Source organism: Streptomyces sp. NPDC101237 (assembly GCF_044767465.1).
Taxonomy (GTDB): Bacteria; Actinomycetota; Actinomycetes; order Streptomycetales; family Streptomycetaceae; genus Streptomyces; species Streptomyces gramineus.
The window spans coordinates 245886-267707 of record NZ_JBIWNY010000010.1 but is presented as its reverse complement, the minus strand read 5'-3'; the positions used below and the strand labels follow the sequence as shown (position 1 = coordinate 267707).

Genomic DNA, 21822 nt, shown 5'->3' with positions numbered 1-21822 from the left:
CGGGCCCCAACGCGGGGTTATCGTTCACGCCCCCCCCCACCACCCGCTGTTAGGGGGGGTGGTGGGGGGGGGGCGGGGGGGGGGGGGGGCGGGGGCGGGGGGGGGGGGGCCCCCCCCCGCCCCCCCCCCCGCCCTGTTCTCGCGGACCACTGCGGCACCGTCGGGGAGGGGCGGCCCGAGCAGGATAAGAACATCCGTTCCTACCTGATGTACATTTGTTCTCATGGACGGTAGGGAAGCACCCGAGGGGCCGGTGGCCGGCGGCGCGGAGCGGCGCACCCGCCGTCACGATCCGCGGCGCGGGGAACGGGTGCTCGACGCCGCGCTGGACGTGCTCGTCGAAGACGGGGTCGCCGGGATCACCCACCGCAAGGTGGCCGCCCGGGCGGACGTCCCGCTGGGCTCCGTCACCTATCACTTCGCGAGCCTGGGCGAACTGCGCGCGCGGGCGTTCGCCCGGTACGTCGAGCAGCGGAGCGCCGAGTACGAGGCGCTCTTCGCCGAGGTGACCTCCCGCGAGGACCTGATCGACGTCTTGGTGGAGCAGGTGCGGGGAGGGCCCTCCCGGCACCGCAGCGCGGTCCTCGGCTTCGAACTGCACCTGGCCGCGCTGCGTGATCCCGCGTTGCGCGCCCTTACCCATGAGTGGACCGGGGCGAGCCGGGCGGTGCTGGCACGCTTCACCGGCCCGGAGGCCGCGGCCCGCCTCGACGCCCTCCTGGAAGGAATGATCATGCACGCACTGCTGTCCACCGAGAAGGAACCGGACGAGCAGATCAGGGCGGCCATCGCGCAGACGCTCGGTCCGGTGACCGGACCGGGCAGGTGAACGCCGGTTCCAGGCATCCACGTAGCACCGAGCACCGAGCACCGAGGAGTACACGGTGACGAGCACCGCCCCCGTCATCAGCGTCAGTGACGCCGACCTGGAGGACCTCCGCGCGCGGCTGCGGGCCACCCGGTGGCCCGAGCCCTGGCCCGTCGACGGCTGGGAGGCGGGCACCGACACCGCCGAGCTCCGCCGCCTCGTCACGTACTGGTCCTCGGAGTACGACTGGCGGGTCCACGAGGCCGCCGTCAACGCCCTGCCGTCTCACTTCGCCGACATCGACGGCACCCCCGTGCACTACCTCCGCTACGACGCCGAGCGTCCGGACGCCCTGCCGATCGTGCTCACCCACGGCTGGCCCAGCACCGTCCTGGAACTCACCGCCCTCGCCGAACGGCTCGCCGCCCCTTCGCGTCACGGGGGCGACCCCCAGGACGCCTTCACCGTCATCGTCCCCTCGCTGCCAGGCTTCGCCTTCTCACCCCAGCGGCCCGCCCTGGACGGCACCGAGCAGACCCACGACCTCTGGCACCGGTTGATGCACGACCGTCTCGGCTTCGCCCGCTACGCGGCCCACGGCGGCGACCTCGGCGCCGGCATCACCTCACGGCTCGCGGAGGCTCACCCGGAGGCCGTCGTGGGCATCCACCTCCTCGCCGTCGCGGCCCCCGCCGACCACGATCCGGCCTCGTCGACCGAGGAGGAGCGGGCCCACCTCGCCGCCACCGCGTCCTGGCAGGCGGAGGAAGGGGGCTACATGCATCAGCAGAGCACCCGCCCCCTCACCCTCGCCCCAGCCCTCAGCGATTCACCGGCCGGACTGCTCTCCTGGATCCTGGAGAAGTACCGCGCGTGGAGCGACTGCGGCGGGGAGCTGTCCACCCGCTTCAGCGACGACTTCGTCCTCACCCAGGCGTCCCTCTACTGGTTCACCGGCACCATCTCCACGTCCTTCCGCCCCTACTACGAGTACGCGCACGACCTGACCCGACGCGTACGGCGGGTGGAGGTCCCCACCGCCCTCGCCCAGTTCCCCGCGGACCTCGCCCGGCCGCCACGAAGCTGGGCCGAACGCACCTACCACCTCACCCGCCACACGGTGCAGCCCCGAGGCGGCCACTTCGCGGCCCACGAGGAACCCGCGCTGCTCGCCGACGACATCACCGCGTTCTTCCGCGATCTGCGCCGCCCTGGCCGCCCCTGAGCCCTCGACCACGGCGGTGCCGGCGGGAGCGGCACCGGCCCGCGCATCCTTGACCGCCGAGATCCGAGCGGCGCCCCCGACCGGTGTCCGGGGCGCCGCTCGAACCACCAGGGGGCTAGGACACCGGGGGTTCGTTGGTGAGCCAGTCGGCGTAGTACACGCTCCCGATGCGCGCTCCGGGTGGAGCGATGATCGCGTTCTCGGGGACCGCGCCGAACAGGCCCGCCGACTCGTCCACCACGACGGTGCGCTGGTCACCGTGTGCCCGCAGAGTGACGCGGCCCAGTTCGTCCAGCGGGAAGACCTCGGGTCCGGCGACGTCGACGATGCCGTCGACGGGAGCGCCGGCCGCGACGTCGGCCAGTGTGTCCACGACGTCGGCCACGGCGATCGGCTGCAACCGGGTCGTGGGAAGGCGGACCACGTCACCCTCACTGGTCCACGACATGATCGGCTCGACGAACTCCATGAACTGCGTCGCCCGTACGACCGAGAAGGGGACCGGGCCCGACCTGACCAGATCCTCCTGAAGGACCTTGGCCGCGTAGTAGTCGACTCCCGGCACCCGGTCGATCCCGACGATCGACAGCAGGACGATGTGGCCGACCCCCTCCCTGTCGGCCGCCTCCAGGAGGTTCAGCGTGGTGCTGCGGAAGAACGGCGAGGCGGCCGCGTCGAAGGACGGCGCGTCGATCGTGAGCACGACGACGTCGACCGAGCGGAGCGCTTCCGGCAGTCCCGCGCCGGTCAGGAGGTCGAGGCCGGTCGACCTGCCGTGGGAGGTCGTCTCGTGCCCCGTCGAGCGCAGTCTTTTCACCAGCCTCGAACCGACGAAGCCGGTGCCACCGATCACGGCTGTCTTCACGCGTGCGCCCCCTGGTGGAGTGACCTGTGATCTCGACCGTAGGCCGGCACGGTCGCGGCTGCCGCCAGGACTACGCCACGTGGGCCCGGGCGCCGCCTCTCTCCTGCGCATGGGCAACTCCACGCTGGTGTTCGGGCGGGTGCTCCACGCGGCGGTGGACGAGGACTACCTCCTCGACGGCCGTCCCGACAGCGAGCGACTGCGTCCGCTCACCAAGCTCGGCGGTGACGAATGGGGCACCCTCGGCGACATCGTGCATCTGAACCGGATCCCGTACGAGGAGCCCGGATCACGGTGACGGGTGGCCGCACCGATGGCCGACGGCGCCCCGCGGGGTCAGTCCTTGATCTCGGCGACCGGATTCTGCCACGGCCACCGCCCGGTGATCTCCAGCTCCAGAGAGAAGCTGAGGAACGTGCGGATGCCCACGATCACGGCCAGCACTCCGACACTTTCGTACGTCGGCGCCACGGCGACCGTCCGAATGATGTCCCCGGCTACCAGAAACTCCAGCCCCAGCAGGATCGACTGCCCGATGCGTCGGCGACAGCCGCGATACACGTCCGTCTGCCGGCGAACGAGCCGTACGGCCGCCATGACGGTCGCCAGAAGCGTCCCGACGACGATGATCGCCACGCCGGCGGCGTCGACGGCGCGGCCGACCTGCTCCACGACGGGTTGGAATTCCACGGTGTCCCTCTCCCGCCGACCTGAGTCCACTCGTGTGCGGTCGGCGACAGGCTACGGGTCCCTCAACGCATTCCGTCGAGCACTTCGTCGGTCGACAGCAGAGCATGGGCGAAGAAGCGGTAGTTGATGATCGCCGCCTGATACCCGTCGCCCCAGTCCGGGTGCCGGGGTCCGGCTGTCGCATCCCTGACGACGGCGACCTCGAATCCCTCCTCGATGAGGTGGCGCATGTGGGACTCGACGCACATGTTCGCCAGCATCCCGCCGAGGATGATCCTCTGCATTCCCCGCTTGCGCAGTTGCAGCGCCAGGTCGTTGGATTCGGGACCGAACACCTTGTGCGGGCTGGCGACCACCGTTCTGCCGTCTTCGATGTAGGGCTTGAAGCGTTCCACCCAGTCCGCCCCGGAGTTCCGGAAACCGGTCAGATCGAGCTGTCCCGCCCGTGCGAACGTGTGGGTCTCGAGCTCGCTCAACTCCAGCGGACCGTTCATTCGCCATCCGTTGTCGGTCGGGTAGAAATAGTGAGGCGAGATGAAGACCTCGTAGCCGCCCGATTTGGCTGCCTCGAAGATTCTCTCCATGTTCTCGACGGTCCTGTTCTCCGTGACGCTCTCCCCCACCACGTCCCAGTTCGCACCGTCTTCGCTCAGCACGTCGTTCTGTGGGTCGATGAACACCACGGCTGTGTCGGTCCTCTTGAATTCCACCTGACACTCCTCACCACCGATGTGGATGAGTTCTGGTAGAGCCGATGCTCTCGCGAAGCGTGTCCCGGCCGTACGGCCTTTCCGTTCCACTCTGCCCCATCACAGAGCGTTCCGCAGCGCCCTTCACCAGGGTGCGGGCAGCGGCTCGGCACGTCCTCGGCGGGGACCGGTCGCGTTGTCCTTCCCGCTGGTCGGGACTAGCGTGGTGCGTGGGAATGGACGTCCTATGCCGTGGGGCCACGACGACGCGCAGGGGGAACGGTCTTCGGCTCCGCGACGGCCGCCCGTGGCCGAACGCAGGGAACCGGCACGTGGGTGGATCTGAAGGATTCGATGCCGGAGGGTGCAGGAGGTCGATGTGCTTCCCACGCGACACAAGTCAGCGACGGTCAAAGGGCAGAAGGTCTTCTACCGAGAAGCGGGCCCCAGCGACGCGCCGGTCGTGCTGCTGCTCCACGGATTTCCGAGCAGCTCGCACATGTTCCGCCATCTCGTCCCCGCCTTGGCCGACGACTATCACGTGATCGCCACCGACCACATCGGGTACGGTCACTCGGCCATGCCGAAAGTGGACGAGTTCGACTACACCTTCGACAACCTGGCGGCGGTCACCGCCGGGCTGCTGGAGCATCTGGGCATCAGGCGCTTCGCCGTCTATGTGCACGACTACGGAGCGCCGATCGGGTGGCGCCTGGCGCTCAGCCCTTCCTTCGACGTCAGCGCGATCATCTCGCAGAGCGGCAACGCGTACATGGAGGGTTTCGCGAAGCCCTTCTGGGACGACCTGTTCGCGTACGCGAGCGAGCCCAGCCGGGAGACGGAGCCGGGTGCGCGCGCCAAGTTCAGCCCCAGCACGACGCGTTGGCAGTACGAGAACGGCGCGTCCGACACCAGTCTCGTCAGCCCCGACACATGGATGTTCGACCAGCTCCTGCTGGAACGGCCCGGGAACGACGAGATCCAGCTCGCCCTGTTCCGTGACTACCCCACGAACATCGAGGGCTATCCGCGGCTGCACGAGTACTTCCGCAGCAGCCAGGTGCCCCTGCTCGCGGTCTGGGGCGAACGGGACGAGATCTTCGGACCGGACGGCGCGCGAGCGTTCTCGCGCGACCTGCCCGATGCCGAGGTCCACCTGCTGCCCGCCGGCCACTTCGCGCTGGAGACGCACCTGGACGCCATCAGCGGGTACATCCACGGGTTCCTGGGACGCGTTCTCACCTGAGATCACCGTCCCGGCGGACCGTTCACGTCAGCAGCGAGAGGTCGACCGCGTCCGCCAGCGCCTGCATGCCCGCCTCGTTGGGGTGGATGTGGTCGCCGGAGTCGTAGGCCGGTCTGAGGGCGGCGGGGTCGGCCGGGTCGGCGACGGCCTTGTCGAAGTCGACCACGCCGTCGAAGGCGCCGCCGGTGCGGATCCAGCGGTTGGCCTCCTGCCGGATGGTCTCCGCGGAGTCGGAGTAGTAGCCGTTGCCCTTGTCGGGCAGCATGGTGCCGCCGATGATGCGGACTCCGGCGGCGTGGGCCTGCCGGATCAGGTCGCGGTAGCCGTCGATCAGGTCCTGCGTGGTCAGCGCCGCGCCGTCGGGTCCCTGGTGGTTGCCGATGTCGTTGATGCCCTGCAGGAGGATCACGTCCCGTACTCCTGGCTGGCCGAGCGCGTCATGGGCGAAGCGCTTCCTCGCACTGACGCCCTGCCAGATGTTGGGGACGTCCGTCAGGACGCGGTTGCCGCCTATGCCGGCGTCGACGACGGCCATCGGGCGGGTTCCCGCCAGCCGCCGGGCCAGGTCGTCCGGCCACCGGCGGTAGGCGCCCGTCGGGGTGTTGTAGCCGTCGGTTATCGAGTCGCCGAAGGCAACCACCGTGCCACGGGCGCGCGTCGGGACGACGTCGATCCCGGACAGGTAGTACCAGGAGGTCCTGGCCGCGATGTAGGACGCGTCGGACGTCTCGGCGGTGTGGTCGCCCGGCACCGACAGGTAGCTGGTGTCGAAGGCGTCGGAGTGCCAGGTGGCGGAACTGGTCGCCCGGGGCAGGTAGATGCTGACCAGGACGTTCTGGTCGGCCTTGACGTGCGTCGCCACCGGGTCGCTGACCACCTCCCCGCCGGTGGGCACGGTCACGGACCGCCGGTGGTGGAAGGTGACGGGGAGCAGTGACCGGGCGACGGCGGTCGCCCGGTCGGCCTGCGCGCCGACGGTCACGTCGGCCACCGTCAGCGGGATGGTGCCGCGCAGGTTGGACAGGTGGACGCGCAGGGCGCCACCGTCGACGGTGGAGTGCGCGACCATCCGGATGGTCTGGTCGTTGAAGTTGGGGCCGCCGGCCGTCATGCTCGGCGACCAGGCGGCGACCCGGCCCTGCGGTGCCTGGGCGTGCGCCGACATCGCCTCGGCCGCCGGGGAGGCCGCCGTTCGGCCCACGGCGTGGTGCGCGCAGGTGAGCAGCGCGACGACCGTCGCGGGTGCCGTCAGCACGGCGAGCAGCTTGCGTCTGGGTGCGGAGAGCATGGGATGTTTCCTTTCTCCCGGCGCGCGGCCGGCCCCGATGGCGATGAGGTGCCTGTGCCCGTGCTTCTACGGCCGGTTCAGGGTGAAGCCGTCCACCAGGAGGTAGTCGCCGCCGGCCTTGGTGAGTGTCAGGGTGTGGGTGCCGGCGGGCAGGTTCGCGACCGTGTACACGCTCTGCTGGGCGTGCCGTTGCGGGGTGTTCGCGCTGACGGTCTTGGCGGGGGCTCCGTCGAGCGAGACGGCGATGTCGCCTTCGTCGGAGTTCGTCTCGGTGAGGAAGGTGATCCCGGTGCCGGTGAAGGTGATCGTCGCGGTGGCGCCGTCGTGCTGGGTGTAGTGCACGCCGTCGTCCAGGTCGCCGTAGCCGCGGGAGCCGCTGGAGGACCAGCTGCCGGTGTAGGAGATCCGCAGGTCGTCGTCGTCGACGGTCCTGCCGGGGAGGGTGCCGGGGCCCGCGGCCTCGATGATTGCCTTCGCCCGGGGCGGCCAGTTCCCGTCGGTCACGACCGTGGCCTGCTGGAACGAGATGTCGGTGCCGCTGTTGTTGTAGGAGGCGGTGTCGCTGTAGTTGTCGTGGATCGTGTCGTCGTGGATGCTCGGCGTCCACAGGTTCGTCCAGAGCGACCCGTTGGCGAAGCGCACGACGTTGTCGTGGGTGTTCCACATCGAGCTGCCCTCGTCGTGGTAGATCATGTTGCAGCCGTCGATGCACTCGGAGAGGACGTTGCCGGCGAGTTCCGAGGGTGCCGACTGGCCGCCGAGGGTGTAGATCGGACCGCCGTCGAAGAGCGCGCCCATGACGCTGTGCACGTGGTTGCCGAGGATCTTGTTGCCGCCCGCGTACGTGGTGCCGTGCAGGCAGGGGTCGGGCAGGCCCTGTTTGGCCTGGAGGGTGCAGTTCGACGTCCATCCCCAGCCCCAGCCGACGGACATGCCGGAGTACGGGGTGTAGCCGATGTCGTTGTGGGAGACGGTCGTCGTCCTGCTGTGGCCGACCCAGACGCCGACCGCGTCCTGGTACTCCTGGCCGGGGAACTGCACGGTGTTGCCGGAGACGGTGTTGCCGCTCGTCATGAGGGCGGGGTCGGTCTGGTAGTAGTCGTCGACCTCGCCGACCGAGACGCCGGTGCCGGAGGTGTCGGTGACGGCGCTGTCCTCGACCGTGGAGTCCTGTGTCTGGTCCGCGAGGTCGATGCCGCTGGTGCCGGTGTGCTGCACCACGTCGTGGGAGAAGGAGATCCGGGTGCCCCGGTGCACCTGGACCGCCGCGGGGATGCGGACGGGGGTGCGTGTGGCGGGGTCCCAGAGCACGCCGGCCTGGTTGTCCACGTAGCCCTCGGCGGACGGGGCGTTCCATGTGGTGTGGGCGAAGGTCAGTCCGGAGAAGGCGAGGTCGTGCACGGGTGCCACGATGTCGGGGATGACGGTGAATCCGTCGACGAGCAGGTAGGTGCCGCCGGTCTTGACCAGCCGCAGGGTGTGCTTGCCCTTGGGCAGTCCGGTGACGGAGACCATGGCCTGCTGGGCGAGGCGTTCCGGGCCGTCTCCGGAGACCGTGGAGACCTTCTTGCCGTCGATGTACACGTCCGCGGTGCCCTCGTCGAAGTTGGTCTCCGACAGCACCTGGATCCCGGTGCCGGTGAAGGCGTAGGAGACGGCGTCGCCGTTGCCGGACGTGTAGTGGACGTCCGCGTTCAGGTCGCCGAGGTGCCGGCCGTCGGAGTAGCCCCAACTGCCGGTGTAGTCCGCCCGCCAGTCGGTGTCGTTGACGGGGGCCAGGTGTCCCGGGGTGCCCGAGACGTCGAGCAGTTCGGGCGCCACGGGCAGTTCGACGTCCGCCGTCGCCAGGTCCTCGTCGGCGCGCGGCACGTAGTAGACGTATCCGGCGGCCTCGTCGAGGTAGAACTGGCCCGGTGTACCGAGGAGTTGGTAGGCGTTCTCCAGCCAGCTGACGCCGTCCATGGTCGGCAGTCCGGCGCCGTTGAAGGGGAAGCTCGGGTTGGGCACCGCGTTGTGGTTGTTGTTCCAGCAGCCGGGATCGACGGTGAGGTCCGAACCGCCGGACGGGGAGCGGGTGATGGACGCGAGCGGGCAGCGCATCTGCTTCCAGCCGCTGTTGTGGACGACCTCGACCCGGGCGGGGTTCGTCCACGTGGTGTAGAAGGCGTCGGAGGTGGTGAAGCCGGTGGCGGTCACGGAGAACCCGGCCGGGTTGCGCGGGCCGCGGGCCCGGTCGGCGCGTGTCCCGTTGACGAACAGCTCCCGGCCGGCGGTGCCTTCGGGGACCCGGGCGCGGTAGATGTTCTTGGCGGCGTCGACCCGCGTGAAGCCGGTGATCCGGGTCGCGCCGCTGAGGACCGGCGCCTGCCCCGCGGCCGCCCGGTACACCACCGGGTGGCCGGGCCGGCCGGAGTCCTGGACGCCGAGCCGGAAGGCAGCGGTGAGCCGGTAGGTCCCGCCGGCCAGTTCGACCACCACGTCGCCCGAGGCGTGCGGGACGAGCGATCGCGCGCGGTCGCGCGCGGTTTCGAGACCGCATGGGTCGCGGTCACTGCACGCCGAGCCTCGCCCGTCGGGCGAGACGTGGAGGGTGTCCGGTGCGTGAGCGGACGCTTCGGCGGCGACGGCTCGGGGTGGGCCGCCGGTGAATCCGAGACAAGCCACGGCGGCAGCGAGGCACGCGGCGACAACGGTGCGCATGGTCGGTCTCCCACAGGACGAGCGATGGTCCAGACATCCGATGAATGTACGGAACGGTGGAGCAAAGTCCTAGATCTGGGAGGCAAATTCTCTGCCGCCATCCGATCTCTGGGGGTGGGGTGCGGCTATGTCGTCGCCTGCAGGTCCGCTCACGGGAACGGTCCGTCCGAGGGCGTGCAGCCCTCGGACGGACCGTTCCTGTCTCCTGTGCGAACCGCGGCGGGGCGTCAGCGCAGGCCGAACGCCCGGATCACCGTCTGGTGCACCGCGTTGCCCGCCGAGTCCCGAGCGCTCGCCCTGAGCGACACGTAGGACGCCTTCTTCGGCGCGTCCAGACGGAACCGCCCCGCGTGGTCGCCGGTGGCCCGGTGCCACGTGGTGCCGTCGTCGTAGGACAGTTCCAGGGTGACCGCGCCGGGCCGGCCGGCCCCGACGGCGCCCGGCAGCTGACCGGCGGTGGCGGACACGAGGTCGTGGCGTCCGGCCCGCCCCGCCAGGTCGGTGCCGACCTCGTAGTCGAGCTGCACCAGCGGCAGCACCGCGGCGGAGTCGTCCGCGGGCGCCTTCGAGGTGAAGTCCCATTCGGTGCGCGTACGGGAGGAGTACGGGGTGAACGCGACGTCACGCTTGCTGGTGACGACCAGCCGGAACGGCAGTCGTCCGGCGCCGGGTGCGTCGCCCGAGACGTTCGTGAACGTTCCCGTGCCCAGCTGTGTGGTGCCCTGGTAGAGGGTCTGGCGCTGCGACGCGTCGCCGGAGAGCTGGCTCATGCCGACGTGCGTGTGGCTGCCCCAGGCCGGGGTGTCGAGGTACAGGTGGTCGCCCGTGCGCCTGGGCAGGCTGTAGGTGTCGTTCAGGTACGGCCGTTCGATCGGCTTGAACCACTCCTCCGACTGCGTGCTGCCCGCCCGGTAGGAGGTCTTGGCCCCGGCTTCGAAGACCAGGCCGTCCGCGTACGCGCTCTGGCTCCAGCTGTTGAACCCGCCGGTGGAGACCCAGTCGGTGCGCTTGCCCCGGACCGGTTCCGGCATCATCGAGCCGATCGCCCAGTCGTTGTAGGCGGGCCAGTCGAAGCGGAACTCGCCGCCGGTGGTGCCCGGGGCGGGACTGTCGAAGGTCTCGTCGATCCGGGCGAGGTTCTTGGCACCGCCCTCCACCACCAGGTGGGCGGGGATCTCGTTGTGCCAGGTCCGGTCGAGGTCGTAGACGTACGGACTCACGGGCGCGGATCCGACCGTGACCGTGGCGCCCCGGGTCTGCGCCTGCCGTACGAGCTTCTCGCCCTCGTCGGTGCTGAGCAGGCCGACGTCCAGCCGGACGGGCGTCGAGCTGAACGGCGCGTTGTAGGCGCGGAAGCCGCGGCCGTCCACGTTGTTCACGACCAGCATGAGCTTCGCGCCCGCGGCCACCGCGGCGGTCGCCTGGTCCCTGTCGGACACGTCGTCGTTGCGGCGGACCACCACGGCCTTGCCGCGCGCGTCGAGGTGGGCGTAGTCGGCGGCCGCGCCCTCACCGGCGAAGACCAGCGGAAGCTTGCCGGTGCCCTTGGGCAGGGGCGTGACGCCGTCCTGGCGCAGCACGTCGGTGAAGTCGGTCGTTCTGGTGGAGACGGACAGGGCGGGCTGCTCCTTGCGCCAGCGGGCCGCCAGGTAGAAGTCGCCGTGGGTGACCTTGTGGGTGGTCGGCTGGGCCCAGAGGCTGTCGTAGTTGGTCTGGGTCTCCATGTAGTCGCGCCAGACCTGGCCGCCCATCAGGCGGGTGTAGTCCAGCCGCTGGTAGGTCGTCTCGGTCCGCTGGGGCGTCGTCATGTCGACGCGGCCGATCCTGGACGCGTCCAGCGTGACGGTGGTGTCGCGGTCCATCGTGACGTCGGGGTCGCCGAGCAGCGCCATGCCCCAGGAGTGGGGTCCGTGGACGCCCTGCACGGTCTTGAAGGACAGCACCGAGTACACGTCGTTCGGCAGGTACATCTCTCCCGTGCCGGAGCCGTCGATCTCGACGAACATCGGGGAGTCGTCACCGGACCTGAGGAGTTCGACCACGCCGGACATCGGCCGGCCCTGGGCGTCCTTGAACCGCATGGTCAGCTTGTGCTCGACGTCGCCGAGGGAGACGGCAGTGTGCGCCGCGACCTCGCCGGACGCGGTCTTCGCGACCACCTGGCCGCTGTACCGGCCGCCGGTGGTGACGCCCGAGCCGTCGATCGTCACGGTGACACCGGCGGTGCCGTGCGCCGGCACGGTCACCCGGGAGCCGGAGAGCCGGAACACTCCGCCGGGGGCGTGTGCCGCGTCGACGCTCAGCGCGAGGGTGACGGGCTTGTCCGTGGTGTTGGTGTACGTGACCGGGCGCCGCACGCCGCCCGCTTGGTTCTGCGGCACCTGCGCGGCGTACGCGGTCGCCGTCGCGAAGACACCCGCGTGGGCGGCCGCGGCGATGTCGAGACGGCCGCTGCCCGCCTGGAACGCGTCGTACCGCGAGGTCTGCCGGGAGCTGCTGGCGAGCAGGTCCTTCAGCTGGCTTCCGGTGAGGTCGGGGTGGGCGGCGGCCATGAGCGCGGCCGCGCCCGCCACGTGAGGCGTGGCCATGGAGGTGCCGCTCATGGTCTGGTAGGCGCCCTCGCCGTTGCCGTCGAACTGCGAGTTGGCCGCGAGGATGTCGACGCCGGGGGCGGTGATCTCCGGCTTGAGCGCGCCGTCGACGCGGGGGCCCTGGCTGGAGAACTCGGCCAGCGTGTCGGCCGAGTCGACGGCTCCCACGGTCAGCGCGTCGTTCGCCGCGCCGGGTGCGCTGACCGTGTCGGGTGCCCCGGAGTTGCCCGCGGCGACCACGAACAGCGCGCCGGTCTCGGCGCTGAGGGTGTCGACGGCCTGGCTGAGGGGGTCGGTCCCGTCGGAGGGCACACCGTCGCCGAGACTCATGTTGATGACCTTGGCGTGCTGGTCGACGGCGGCCCATTCCATGCCGGCCAGGACCCAGGAGGTCTGGCCGGACCCGGTGTCGTCCAGCACCTTGCCGATGTCGAGTCGGGCGCCGGGCGCGACGCCCTTCTCCTTGCCGCCGGAGGCCGCGCCGGTGCCGGCGATGATGGACGCGACGTGCGTGCCGTGACCGAAGTGGTCGTCTGTGTTCTCGTCCGGTACGAAGCTCTGGCGCCCGGCGACGCGGTCCGCGAGGTCGGGGTGTCCCGCGTCGACGCCGGTGTCCAGGACGGCCACGTCCACGCCCTGCCCGGTGTTGCCGCCCGCCCAGACCTGGGGGGCGCCGATCTGCGCGGTGCTGTCGGCGAGGTCGGCGTGGACGAGGCCGTCCAGCCAAATGTGCGCTATCCCGTCGGCGAAGGCGGGTGCGGCGGACTGCTTGCGGGCTCCGTCGGCCGGTGCCGTCGCGGTCACGGACTTCCAGAAGTCCGCGGCGTGCGCGCGGTCCGCGGTGAGGGCGGCGCCGCCGATGCCGTCGAGGGTACGGATCCGGGTCGCGCCCTTGGGCAGAGCGGCGGCCGTGCTCCGGGCGCCGGCGGTGTGCGCGTAGGAGACGATGAGCGGCAGCCGGTCGCGGTGGGCGTCGTCGTACCGGTCGGCGATCATGGCCGTGACGTTGAACAGCTGCCGGTCCAGGACGCCCTCGGCCACGAACGGCAGCACCGACTCGGGGAACACGTAGAGGTCGTCGCCCGACGTCAGGACGCGGGTCTGCACCGGACGCCCGTCGGCGCCGCGGACGCTGACGACTCCCCCGGTTCCGTGGCCGGTGCCGGGGGTCTGCCGGGTGGTGACCACGTCTCCGGTGATCAGCGTCACGGAGTGCTCGCCGGCGGGCACCCGGTCGGACGTGGCGGCGGACAGGGATGCGGTGGACGGGTGGTCGGCGGCGTCGGGGCGGGTCGCCGAGGACGCGAGGGCCGTCGCGTCGTAGGGTCCGGCCAGCGCCAGCACCAGGGCGCCGGCGGCAACCGGCACACTCCAGCGTCTGCGGTGGTGCGCTCTCACAAGGTCTCTCCCGGCTTGCGGTCGGGCGGGGCACGTTCGTGCTCCGCCCTCCAAGTGGCGCCGCCTGACCGGTCGTAGGCACCGGGCGTACCCGGACCCGTCCACAGGTGGCGTGAACGATCAGAGTGAAAGCTTGTGAACGACGAATGTCTAGATCACACTCGTGTCGTACATCGCCAGTTGGCGAATCGCGCCACGGCCGTCCCAACTGCTGGACAGACGGCGATCGCTGGGAGGGCAACCGGTGCTGAGCACCCTGGGCATCAGCGAGTTCGACGAACAGGTCTACCGCGCCTACCTCACCACGTCGGACCGGACGGCCGCCGAGATCGCCGAGACCCTGGGCACCACACCCGGCCGGATCAGACGCACCGTCTCCCGGTTGGTGGACCTGGGCATGCTGAGGAAGGAAGGCCCCGGTCGGTACCGGCCGGTCAGCCCGCACACCGCGCTCCGGGCCCTGCTCGCCCGACGCCGGGCCGAGACCGAGGCGGCGTTCACCGCGGTATGGGGCACCGTCGACGACCTCGCGGACGAGTACCGCGCCCACCGGTTGCAGGAGGATCCGACCGGCCTGGTGGAGGTGATCACCGGCGAGGCGGAGATCACGCTGCGCGTCGCCGAACTGATGCAGTCGGTCCGCACCCATTTCTGGGTGCTCGACCGGCCGCCCTATCTCGGCCCCTACAGCACCGAGTTGGAGGAGGCCCTGACGATGGACCTGCTGGGCCGCGGCGTCGACATACGGTCGGTGTACACCCAGGAGGCGCTGGCGCAGCCGGGCCGCTTCGAGCTGATCACCCACCTCGCCGGGATCGGCGAGCAGGCCCGCATCCTGCCGACCCTGCCGTTCAGGCTGCGCATCATGGACCGGCGCGTCGCGCTGGTCGCCCTGGTTCCGGGCCGGTACGACAGGATCGCCGTCGTCCACCAGTCGGGCCTGCTCGACGCGCTCCTGGAGTTGTTCGACTCCTACTGGCAGCGGGGCCAGTCCCTCGTCGCGACCGTCCCGGCGACGCCCGACGGGCCGAGCCAACAGGACCTCCTGCTGCTGAAGATGATGCAGGCGGGCTACAAGGACCACGCGATCGCACGGCAGTTGGGCACGAGTGCGCGCACAGTGACCCGCCGGATCGGGGCGATCGCGTCCGGCCTCGGCCTCGAAACCCGCTTCCAGGTGGGAGTGGAGGCGGCCAAGAGAGGCTGGATCTAGGACCGCGACTTCGGCGGGTCTCCGGGTCTCCGGGTCTCGGGGGTGCCGGCTCGCCGCCGGGCGGCGGCAGGCGCCGCGACGCCCGGGCGGGAGCGGGGAGTTGACCGGCGACGATCGCGGCCGAGGACAGGGCGAGCCCGGCGAGCTGGACCGGCCCCAGGGTCTGGCCGAGCACGGCGGCGCCCAGGGCCGCGGCGACCGGCGGGGAGAGCAGGGTGAGAGGCGCGACCGAGGCGACGGGCAGCCTGGCGATCCCCTGGAACCACAGCGCGTAGGCGACGAGACCGCCCACCAGCCCGAGCCACGGGCAGCCCAGTGCCGCGCCGACGGCGCCGGTGCCGGTGCCGCCAGCGCGCGAGCGCCGACGTCGCCGCCTGCGTCGGCGGGGTACGGGGACGACCCGGGCACGACGGACTTCACGGTGCAGCTCGTCGCGTCGGGGCTGGGCGTGGCGATGATGCCTTCCCCCTACGCGCCCGACTCGCCGAAGTCGTCGACATCGAGATCTCGGACGCACCGGCCCGCGTGGAGTACGTGGTCCGGAGCGCCTCCGCCCCCACCCCTGCGGCGACCGCGTTCCTGTCCGCCGTCGCCGCCTCCCCGTCCGCGCCCCGCGCGAACGCGTGATCGCCCGCGCCCGGCGGCGCGTCGGACCGGCGGAGGTCATCACGCCTCATTCACCGGTGGATGCGGTGCCCGTCGCTGCCCGGTCTGCGCTGCGCCCCATGAGGAAGCGGAGGAGCATTGAGGCAGGCGATCCCGAAGGAGGCTCGACGTGGACAGCCAAGATCCAGACTACGAGCCGTGGCTGTACTCCCACACGCCGTCACAGGCGGAGGGCGAGTCAGGCGATCCCGCTGTGCGGGCGACCCAGCATCCGGACGTCCCGAGGACCGAGCCGTCCCAGGCGGAAGGAGAACGAGGGGACGAGGAGGAGTCCTTCTGAGCGGGGCACGGGCGCCCGGCGGCATCGGGGCCGGAAGCCGGCGGGACTGACGGCGCACGCCCCCGGACAGGACCGGTGGCATCAGGGGAGCCACCGTCCACGTTCCGCGTTCCGCAGGAGAAGGGTCGGTGCGACGGTCAAGTTGCCAGGAGACGGTTCCGGGTAGACGCGGATGCGGAGGGGCTGGACGCCCACGCTCGTACAACCGAAGGAACGTGCCCTGATGACGGTCATCCTGATCATCGCCGTAATGACGCTCCTGCTCGCGCTGCTGTTCCGTCTGGCACGCGGGAAGGGCGGCGGCGCTTCGACGGGATCCGGCTGGCTCGGCGGCGTGTCATCCGGCGACGGTGGGCACCACGGGTCGGGCCATCACGGCGGCGGGCACCACGGCGGAGGCCACCACGGCTCCGGCCATGTCGGCGGCGGGCACCACGGCGGAGGGCAGTGACATCGCGCGAGCCCGCCCGCGCCCCTCGTCCACTCGGCGGTCAGCCGTGTCCCGGGGGGCGAGGCGGCGGGGCGGCGGCGCGGGGCCGGTGGCATCGCGGGACGGCGCAGGACACGTCCGGCATGCAGCGCGCCGCGTGCGCCGTGCGACCATGAGTCGTTCAGCGCATCAGGAAACGGAGCCGGTACCGCATGACCACGCCAGGCACGCATCCAGCCGTCGTGGAGGTCGTGCAGCTTCTCGTGTCACCGGTGCACCGGTACTCGGGGCGGCCGTCCGAGGGGCCGACGGCGGACCCGGAGGGCGGGCCGGTGCCGCGGATCGAGGTGCGCAAGCATCTCGGGATCGTAGGAGACCGCTATTTCGCGCAGCCCGCACACCGTGACGCGTCCGTGACCGTCATGGCCGAGGAGTGCCTGCCCGTCGGGATCGACCCAGCGGTCGACCTGCGGCAGACGCGGCGCAACGTGCTGGTCCGCGGCATCGACATCGACTCCTACATCGGCTGGGTCGTCGAGTTCGACAGCGGTGACGGACCCGTCGTGCTCGCCATGAACCGCGCGGCGCGGCCCTGCGCGTGGATGGACGCCGTGGTCGGTCCTGGCGCGCAGCGCGCGCTTCGGGGACGGGGCGGCGTCCGCTGCACGCCCCTGTCCGACGGCGTGCTCCGAGTGGGCCCGGCGGCTTTCCGCGTCCTGGAGGAGCCGGCCGGCCGGTAGCTCGGCGCTGCTAGGCCGGTGTACGGCCCACCCTCCGGGCGCCGGGCGTAGGTCACGTGGCCGGTGGACAGTGCCGGCCGCTGCTGTTTCCGCGGCCCGACCTACTGGCCGGTGATGGGCGCGATTGACCTGCTCAAGCGGTACCTGGACCAGCCCATCGCGAAGGAGGGCTCGTTCTTCGACGAGGCGGAGAGTATCCCGCTGGCCGGGGTGGTGCGCGAGGAGTGGCGCAAGGCGGTCGTGGACGAGCGCGGCCGGGTCGAGCGCATCCCGTACGGGCTGTGCGTGCTTGTCGTGCTGCGGGACGCGCTGCGGCGGCGGGAGATCTGGGTACCGGGTGCGAACCGGTGGCAGAACCCGGAGGACGATCTGCCGCCGGACTTCGAGGACAACCGCGATGTGCACTACGCCGCGATCCGCCAGGCGCAGGACCTGGAGAAGTTCATCGGGGCCCTCCAGAAGCGACTGCGCGAGGTCCTGACCCGCTTCGACACGGCGCTGGAGCTGGGCACCACGGGTGGGGTGGACATCGTCAAGAAGCACGGCGAGCCGTGGATCAAGGTCTCGCCGCTGGGCAACCGAGCGGCACCAGCGGTACCGCGGGCCCGGCGTGATGATCTAGTGACACGTCGAGAAGAAGTCGCTGTGCGTCCACAGCCAGCTCAAGCCCTGCTCGGCCTCCGAGGTCGCGGCGATGATCGAGGGCGTGCTGAGGCACGGCACAGACGTGGAGATCGACCGGCAATACACCGACACGTACGGCGCCTCCATCGAGCCTGGAGCGGATCTCAGCGTGTGAGGCCCGCGTCGCGGGCCACGATCGCGGCCTGGACACGATTGGTCACGACCAGAGTGGTCAGGATGCGGCTGACGTGGGATTTTACGGTGCTCTCCTGCATGCCGAGGTCTTTCGCGATGTCGGCGTTGGTGTCTCCTTGGGCGAGCAGGGCCAGGACGTCCTTTTCACGTGGGGTGAGGGCGTTGACGCGTGTCTGTGCCTGGGTGGCCTGGGGGCGGCTTGTGTGGTGGTAGCGGTCGATGAGGCGGCGGGCGGCCGTGGGGTGGAGCATGGCGGAGCCTGCTGCGACGAGGTGGACGGCGCGCAGAATTTCGGCCGGGTCGGTGTCCTTCAGGAGGAAGCCGTCGGCTCCGGCGGCCAGCGCGTCGTAGACGTACTCGTCGAGGTCGAAGGTGGTCAGAGTGATGACCTTCGGCGGGTGGGGCAGGGTGCGCAGGCGTTGGGTGGCGGTGATGCCGTCCATGCGGGGCACGCGGACATCGACCAGGGCGACGTCGATGCGGTGGGCGGTTGCCTGCTCGATGGCGTGGAGCCCGTCGGCGGCCTGGGCGACGACCTCGATGGTGTCGTCGCTGTCAAGGAGGTCGGTCAGTCCGAGGCGGACGAGGGCGTCGTCGTCGACGACCATGGCGCGGATCACGAGTCGGGGCCGTTCTGTTCGGTGACGGGGTGGGGGATGCGGGCAGCCAGACGCCAGATGTCGGCGCCGCCGGGCCCGGCACTGAGATGTCCGCCGAGTGCTTCGACTCGTTCGCGCAGGCCGATCAGGCCGAAGCCGGAAGGCACCGGCGGGAGGCCGGTCAGGCGGGCGCCGGGCGGGTTGGTCACCTCGACCAGGGTGGCGGGCGGGGCATAAGAAATGCGGACGTCCACCGAGGCGTCGGGAGCGTGCTTGCGGGCGTTGGTCAGCGCCTCCTGAACCAGCCGGTAGACGGCCAGCCGGTGCGCGGCGGGTGCCTGTGCGGGGCTGCCCTCCACGGTCGCGCTGATGGTCTGTCCGGCCGACCGCGCCTGTTCGATCATCTCTTCGACGTCGCGCAGGGCCGGTGCGGGCGGGGTGGCAGTGGACAGGGTCTCGGTGGTGCGCAGGGCACCGAGTACGTCGCGCAGATCGGTCAGGGCCTCGGTGGAGGCGGTGCGCAGCAGGGTGAGGCGTTCGACGACGGGCGCAGGAAGCGCGTCCTTCTTCGCGGCCAGCACGCCGGTGTGCAGGGCGATCAGGCTGAGCCGGTGGGCGAGCACATCGTGCATCTCCGCCGCGATCGCGGAACGCTCCGCCATCCGCGCGGCCTGCTCCCGCAGTTCCCGTTCGGTCCGCAGATGTTCCACCTCGGCGTTCAGCGCTTGGACCAGGCGGCGCCGGCTGCCCATCCACAGCCCGCCGATCACGGCCAGCTGCAGGAAGAGGAACACGCCGTACTGCTGCGGGATCCACAACGAGGTGGCTGGGCGCAGGACGGCGTTGCCGGTGAGTGCCACCGCCGACCAGAGGATGGCCGCCCGGATGCGCCGCCGGTCGGCGAGGTCGAACAGGGCGATCAGGAACAACGGCAGCACGGGCCACCCCCACACCCCTGTCGCCACCGTGGTCAGAGCCGGAGCGAGCCACCACCACAGCCGCCTTCCCAACAGCAGAGCCAGCCCGCACACCACGACCAGCGCGCTGCGGACGGTGACGTACTCGCCTCCACTGGACAGTGCCATGTTCTGTACAGCGCCCAGGGTCAGCAGCACCACTAGCGCGTAGCGCCCGTACACGGCCCATCTGCGGCTTCGTTCCTGTTCCACCTATGCAGCGTAGGCAGACGGCCGCCGCTTCCACCGCCGACGTTCTGCCGTGGCGACCCCCTACTTTCGTAGGTGAAGACGATCGCACAAGGGATGATCCACAGGGATGAGCGCGTCCTTAGCGTCGAAGACATGGACAACTGGACCACCTCACACAACCGGGTCCTCGCGCAGCGGAACGCCGAGGGCTGGATGTTCCTCATCGAAGCGGCCCGCGACCTGCGCACCACCGGAGCCATCACTCCCAGCAGCAAAGCGCTCGCCCGCCTGCTCACCGACCCGGTCCAGGAACACGGAACGCAGCCCCTGAACGTCCTGGAAGCGGGCGCAGGCACCGGCTCGGTCACCCGCACCTTGCTCTCCCGCCTCTCCCCGGGCAGCCGACTGGACATCGTCGAGGCCAATACCCGCTTCGCCTCTCAGCTCCGCCGCCTCGTGCGCACCCACCCGGCCAGAGCGAACGGGTCCGCGTCCACCACACTCTGGTCGAACAGCTCGACACCGACCGCCCCTACGACGTGATCGTCTCCGGCCTGCCCTTCACGAACTTCACTCCCGCCCAGGTCGAGACCATCATGAACCGGTACATGGAGCTGCTGCACCCCGGCGGCACCCTCACCTACTTCTCCTACCGCGGCACCCGCTACGCCCGCGCCCTGACCGCCTCCCGCACCGAGGCACGCCGCCACCGAGCCGTCGAAGAAGTCCTCGCCGGCTACCAGCGCCGGTACGCCACCGGCTGCTGGACCGTATGGGGCAACCTGCCCCCGGCCGACGTCTGGCAGCTGCGCCGCCCTCTTCACGCGGTCGTACCGTCAGCGCTGGACATCACGGCCGGAGTGGCCCGGTGAACACGCTGACCGAACTGATCGGCCACGTCCCCGCTCCAGCCGCCTACGCGATGCTGGCCGCCGCGGTGCTGGCCGAGTCCGTGCTGCTGCTCGGCGCGTTCATCCCGACCCTGACCCTTTTGCTGGCCGCCGGGGCCCTGGCCCGCACCGGAGACTTGAGCCTCGTCCTGGTCATCGCCACTGCCGCAAGCGCCGTCGTGGCCGGCGATACGCTCGGCCACCGCACCGGACACCTGCTAGGCAGCCGCCTGCGCACCGGCCGCCTCGGCCGCCGCATCCCCACCGCCGCCTGGCAACGGGCACAGGCCCTCATGGCCCGACGCGGTGGGCAGGCCGTTCTCCTCTCCCGGTTCGTCCCCGTGGTGCGAACACTCACCCCGCACCTGGCGGGGGCGACCGGCTTGCCCTACCGCCGCACCGCCCCCTACAGCCTGCTCGCCGCCCCTTTGTGGGCAGGCGCCGAGGCCATAGCCGGATACGCCGCAGCCACCTCCTTCCATCACGTCATCACCTACGGTGGCCCCGCCCTCGCCGCCGCCGTAGCAGTGATCGCCGCCATCGCACTGGCCGCGCACAAAATTCGACACCGCAGCCGACCCCGCACAGCCGATACCGAGAGCCACAGCGCGCCCCCCACTCCGGCCGCCCTGCACATCTGAGGGCCCTGTCACCAACGTTCCTTTGTGCGAGCAAGATCAATTACAGGCCGCCGAACCCCCGCCGAACCCGGATTCTTTCTCAGAACCCGTTCTCACACGAAGGAGGAGATGAACCCCTTCTGAGAGTTGCATCGGGCGAAGATCCGGGCCCGTGACGGGCCCTCAGCAGCCCTCCCCAACCGACCGGTCGGACGCCGACGACATCGAACAGCACGCCTGTCCGAAGTGTGACGCGCAGCCCGGTTCGCCGTGCCGCTCGCGCGGCGGCGCGGTCGTCTCCGCCTACCACACCCGCCGCTTTAGCCTGGTACCCCGGCTGAAGAAGGAGCTTCGGGTGCCGACCCCGGCCGACCGCGGTCCGGGCCGGCCGTGGCGGTCCGGCACCCCGCCGCCGGCACCCCTCGACCCGGACCTCCCGAGCGCGGTCATCCGCACCGGCTACGCCCGCTGCTCGACCCTCGGGCAGGAACTCGACTCCCAGCTCGACTCGCTCAGCAAACACGGCATCCCCAGAGACAAGATCTTCAGCGAGAAGATCAGCACCCGCGTACGGGTCCGCCCCCGCTTCGAGGAGGCACTGCGGACTGCGCGGGAGGTCAAGGCGCACGCCCCGCACTGGCGGGTCATCTTCACCGTGTACGAGATGAAGCGGCTCGGCCGCGACGACGCCGAACTCACCGCGCTCGCCGACCACCTCACCGCCCACGGCCTGGTCCTGGAGATGCTCGCCGGGCCCCTGCCCGGCATCTACGATCCCACCGGCAAGCGCAAGGGACAGAGCCCCTCGGTGGCCGGCATCTACCGGGCGCCTGCCGAGCACGCCAATCCGGCTCGCGTCGCCTGGCCCGGTCGGCGCCGCGCCGGGTGAGCAGCGCGCCCTCGAACGTTCCCCCGAC

Annotated in this window: 18 protein-coding genes and 3 pseudogenes; 12 read left to right on the top strand and 9 right to left on the bottom strand. The window is 70.8% G+C overall.

Annotation, left to right across the window (positions count from 1 at the left end; translation table 11 throughout):
- Window positions 1-223: 223 nt before the first annotated feature.
- Together ACIRQ9_RS18360 and ACIRQ9_RS18355 are read left to right on the top strand one after the other, a co-directional pair.
- On the top strand, window positions 224-829 hold the full coding sequence (locus tag ACIRQ9_RS18360) for a TetR/AcrR family transcriptional regulator (protein ID WP_404173861.1): 606 nt from the start codon (window positions 224-226) through the stop codon (window positions 827-829).
- Window positions 830-884: 55 nt separating this feature from the next.
- Window positions 885-2033, top strand: coding sequence for an epoxide hydrolase family protein (locus tag ACIRQ9_RS18355; protein ID WP_404173858.1), 1149 nt, complete (start codon window positions 885-887; stop codon window positions 2031-2033).
- Window positions 2034-2148: 115 nt separating this feature from the next.
- Here ACIRQ9_RS18355 and ACIRQ9_RS18350 read toward each other — a convergent pair whose 3' ends face one another.
- Entirely contained in the window at window positions 2149-2898 is a 750-nt protein-coding gene (locus tag ACIRQ9_RS18350) for an SDR family oxidoreductase (protein ID WP_404173856.1), read from the bottom strand.
- Window positions 2899-3007: 109 nt separating this feature from the next.
- Here ACIRQ9_RS18350 and ACIRQ9_RS18345 point away from each other — a divergent pair, with 109 nt between their 5' ends.
- Window positions 3008-3196, top strand: a complete 189-nt coding sequence (locus ACIRQ9_RS18345) for a hypothetical protein (protein ID WP_404173853.1) — start codon at window positions 3008-3010, stop codon at window positions 3194-3196.
- Window positions 3197-3234: 38 nt separating this feature from the next.
- Here ACIRQ9_RS18345 and ACIRQ9_RS18340 read toward each other — a convergent pair whose 3' ends face one another.
- The gene (locus tag ACIRQ9_RS18340) at window positions 3235-3570 is read right to left on the bottom strand and encodes a DUF1622 domain-containing protein (RefSeq protein ID WP_404173850.1); all 336 of its coding nucleotides are present in this window, start codon (window positions 3568-3570) and stop codon (window positions 3235-3237) included.
- Between the two features lie 80 nt (window positions 3571-3650).
- Window positions 3651-4298 (bottom strand): cysteine hydrolase, encoded by a 648-nt coding sequence (locus ACIRQ9_RS18335; protein ID WP_404173847.1) that lies wholly within the window; start codon window positions 4296-4298, stop codon window positions 3651-3653.
- A gap of 358 nt (window positions 4299-4656) precedes the next feature.
- Here ACIRQ9_RS18335 and ACIRQ9_RS18330 point away from each other — a divergent pair, with 358 nt between their 5' ends.
- A complete protein-coding gene (locus ACIRQ9_RS18330; RefSeq protein ID WP_404173844.1) occupies window positions 4657-5523 on the top strand; it encodes an alpha/beta fold hydrolase in 867 nt (288 codons plus the stop codon).
- Between the two features lie 22 nt (window positions 5524-5545).
- On the opposite strand, the gene ACIRQ9_RS18325 is transcribed toward ACIRQ9_RS18330, so the two are convergent.
- The 3 genes from ACIRQ9_RS18325 to ACIRQ9_RS18315 all read right to left on the bottom strand — a co-directional run bounded on the left by ACIRQ9_RS18325 (window position 5546) and on the right by ACIRQ9_RS18315 (window position 13470).
- Complete coding sequence (locus ACIRQ9_RS18325) at window positions 5546-6811, bottom strand: SGNH/GDSL hydrolase family protein (RefSeq protein WP_404173841.1); 1266 nt, start codon at window positions 6809-6811, stop codon at window positions 5546-5548.
- Window positions 6812-6877: 66 nt separating this feature from the next.
- Window positions 6878-9289, bottom strand: a complete 2412-nt coding sequence (locus ACIRQ9_RS18320) for a hypothetical protein (RefSeq protein ID WP_404173838.1) — start codon at window positions 9287-9289, stop codon at window positions 6878-6880.
- 449 nt (window positions 9290-9738) lie between these two features.
- The gene (locus tag ACIRQ9_RS18315; RefSeq protein WP_404173835.1) at window positions 9739-13470 is read right to left on the bottom strand and encodes a S8 family serine peptidase; all 3732 of its coding nucleotides are present in this window, start codon (window positions 13468-13470) and stop codon (window positions 9739-9741) included.
- A 274-nt stretch (window positions 13471-13744) separates the two neighbouring features.
- Between ACIRQ9_RS18315 and ACIRQ9_RS18310 the strand changes: the two genes are divergently transcribed.
- Window positions 13745-14713: a helix-turn-helix domain-containing protein gene (locus ACIRQ9_RS18310; RefSeq protein WP_404173832.1), complete on the top strand. Its 969-nt coding sequence runs from the start codon at window positions 13745-13747 to the stop codon at window positions 14711-14713.
- 121 nt (window positions 14714-14834) lie between these two features.
- Here the strand turns inward: ACIRQ9_RS18310 and ACIRQ9_RS18305 are convergent.
- A pseudogene (locus ACIRQ9_RS18305) lies at window positions 14835-15380 on the bottom strand (EamA family transporter); the annotation flags it as partial.
- A gap of 108 nt (window positions 15381-15488) precedes the next feature.
- Between ACIRQ9_RS18305 and ACIRQ9_RS18300 the strand changes: the two are divergent.
- The 4 genes and pseudogenes from ACIRQ9_RS18300 to ACIRQ9_RS18285 all read left to right on the top strand — a co-directional run.
- The gene (locus ACIRQ9_RS18300; protein WP_404173829.1) at window positions 15489-15659 is read left to right on the top strand and encodes a hypothetical protein; all 171 of its coding nucleotides are present in this window, start codon (window positions 15489-15491) and stop codon (window positions 15657-15659) included.
- Between the two features lie 223 nt (window positions 15660-15882).
- Complete coding sequence (locus ACIRQ9_RS18295) at window positions 15883-16110, top strand: hypothetical protein (protein WP_404173826.1); 228 nt, start codon at window positions 15883-15885, stop codon at window positions 16108-16110.
- A gap of 191 nt (window positions 16111-16301) precedes the next feature.
- Window positions 16302-16829, top strand: coding sequence for a molybdenum cofactor biosysynthesis protein (locus ACIRQ9_RS18290; RefSeq protein WP_404173823.1), 528 nt, complete (start codon window positions 16302-16304; stop codon window positions 16827-16829).
- 637 nt (window positions 16830-17466) lie between these two features.
- Window positions 17467-17628 (top strand): annotated as a pseudogene (locus ACIRQ9_RS18285) (Tn3 family transposase); the annotation flags it as partial.
- On the opposite strand, the gene ACIRQ9_RS18280 reads toward ACIRQ9_RS18285, so the two are convergent.
- Both ACIRQ9_RS18280 and ACIRQ9_RS18275 read right to left on the bottom strand, forming a co-directional pair.
- The gene (locus ACIRQ9_RS18280; protein WP_404173820.1) at window positions 17618-18268 is read right to left on the bottom strand and encodes a response regulator; all 651 of its coding nucleotides are present in this window, start codon (window positions 18266-18268) and stop codon (window positions 17618-17620) included. The pseudogene ACIRQ9_RS18285 and the gene ACIRQ9_RS18280 sit on opposite strands and share 11 nt — an antisense overlap.
- Window positions 18265-19365: a sensor histidine kinase gene (locus ACIRQ9_RS18275; RefSeq protein WP_404173893.1), complete on the bottom strand. Its 1101-nt coding sequence runs from the start codon at window positions 19363-19365 to the stop codon at window positions 18265-18267. The genes ACIRQ9_RS18280 and ACIRQ9_RS18275 overlap by 4 nt, the downstream gene beginning before the upstream one ends.
- Window positions 19366-19548: 183 nt before the next feature.
- On the opposite strand from ACIRQ9_RS18275, the pseudogene ACIRQ9_RS18270 reads away from it, so the two are divergent.
- The 3 genes and pseudogenes from ACIRQ9_RS18270 (at window position 19549) to ACIRQ9_RS18260 (ending at window position 21794) form a co-directional block, all read left to right on the top strand.
- Window positions 19549-20267: pseudogene (locus tag ACIRQ9_RS18270) on the top strand (class I SAM-dependent methyltransferase).
- Window positions 20264-20926 carry a DedA family protein gene (locus ACIRQ9_RS18265; RefSeq protein ID WP_404173817.1) on the top strand — a complete coding sequence of 221 codons (663 nt, stop codon included), beginning with the start codon at window positions 20264-20266 and terminating at the stop codon, window positions 20924-20926. Before ACIRQ9_RS18270 ends, ACIRQ9_RS18265 begins: the two are co-directional and overlap by 4 nt.
- A gap of 334 nt (window positions 20927-21260) precedes the next feature.
- Window positions 21261-21794 carry a recombinase family protein gene (locus ACIRQ9_RS18260; protein WP_404173814.1) on the top strand — a complete coding sequence of 178 codons (534 nt, stop codon included), beginning with the start codon at window positions 21261-21263 and terminating at the stop codon, window positions 21792-21794.
- Window positions 21795-21822: the final 28 nt, after the last annotated feature.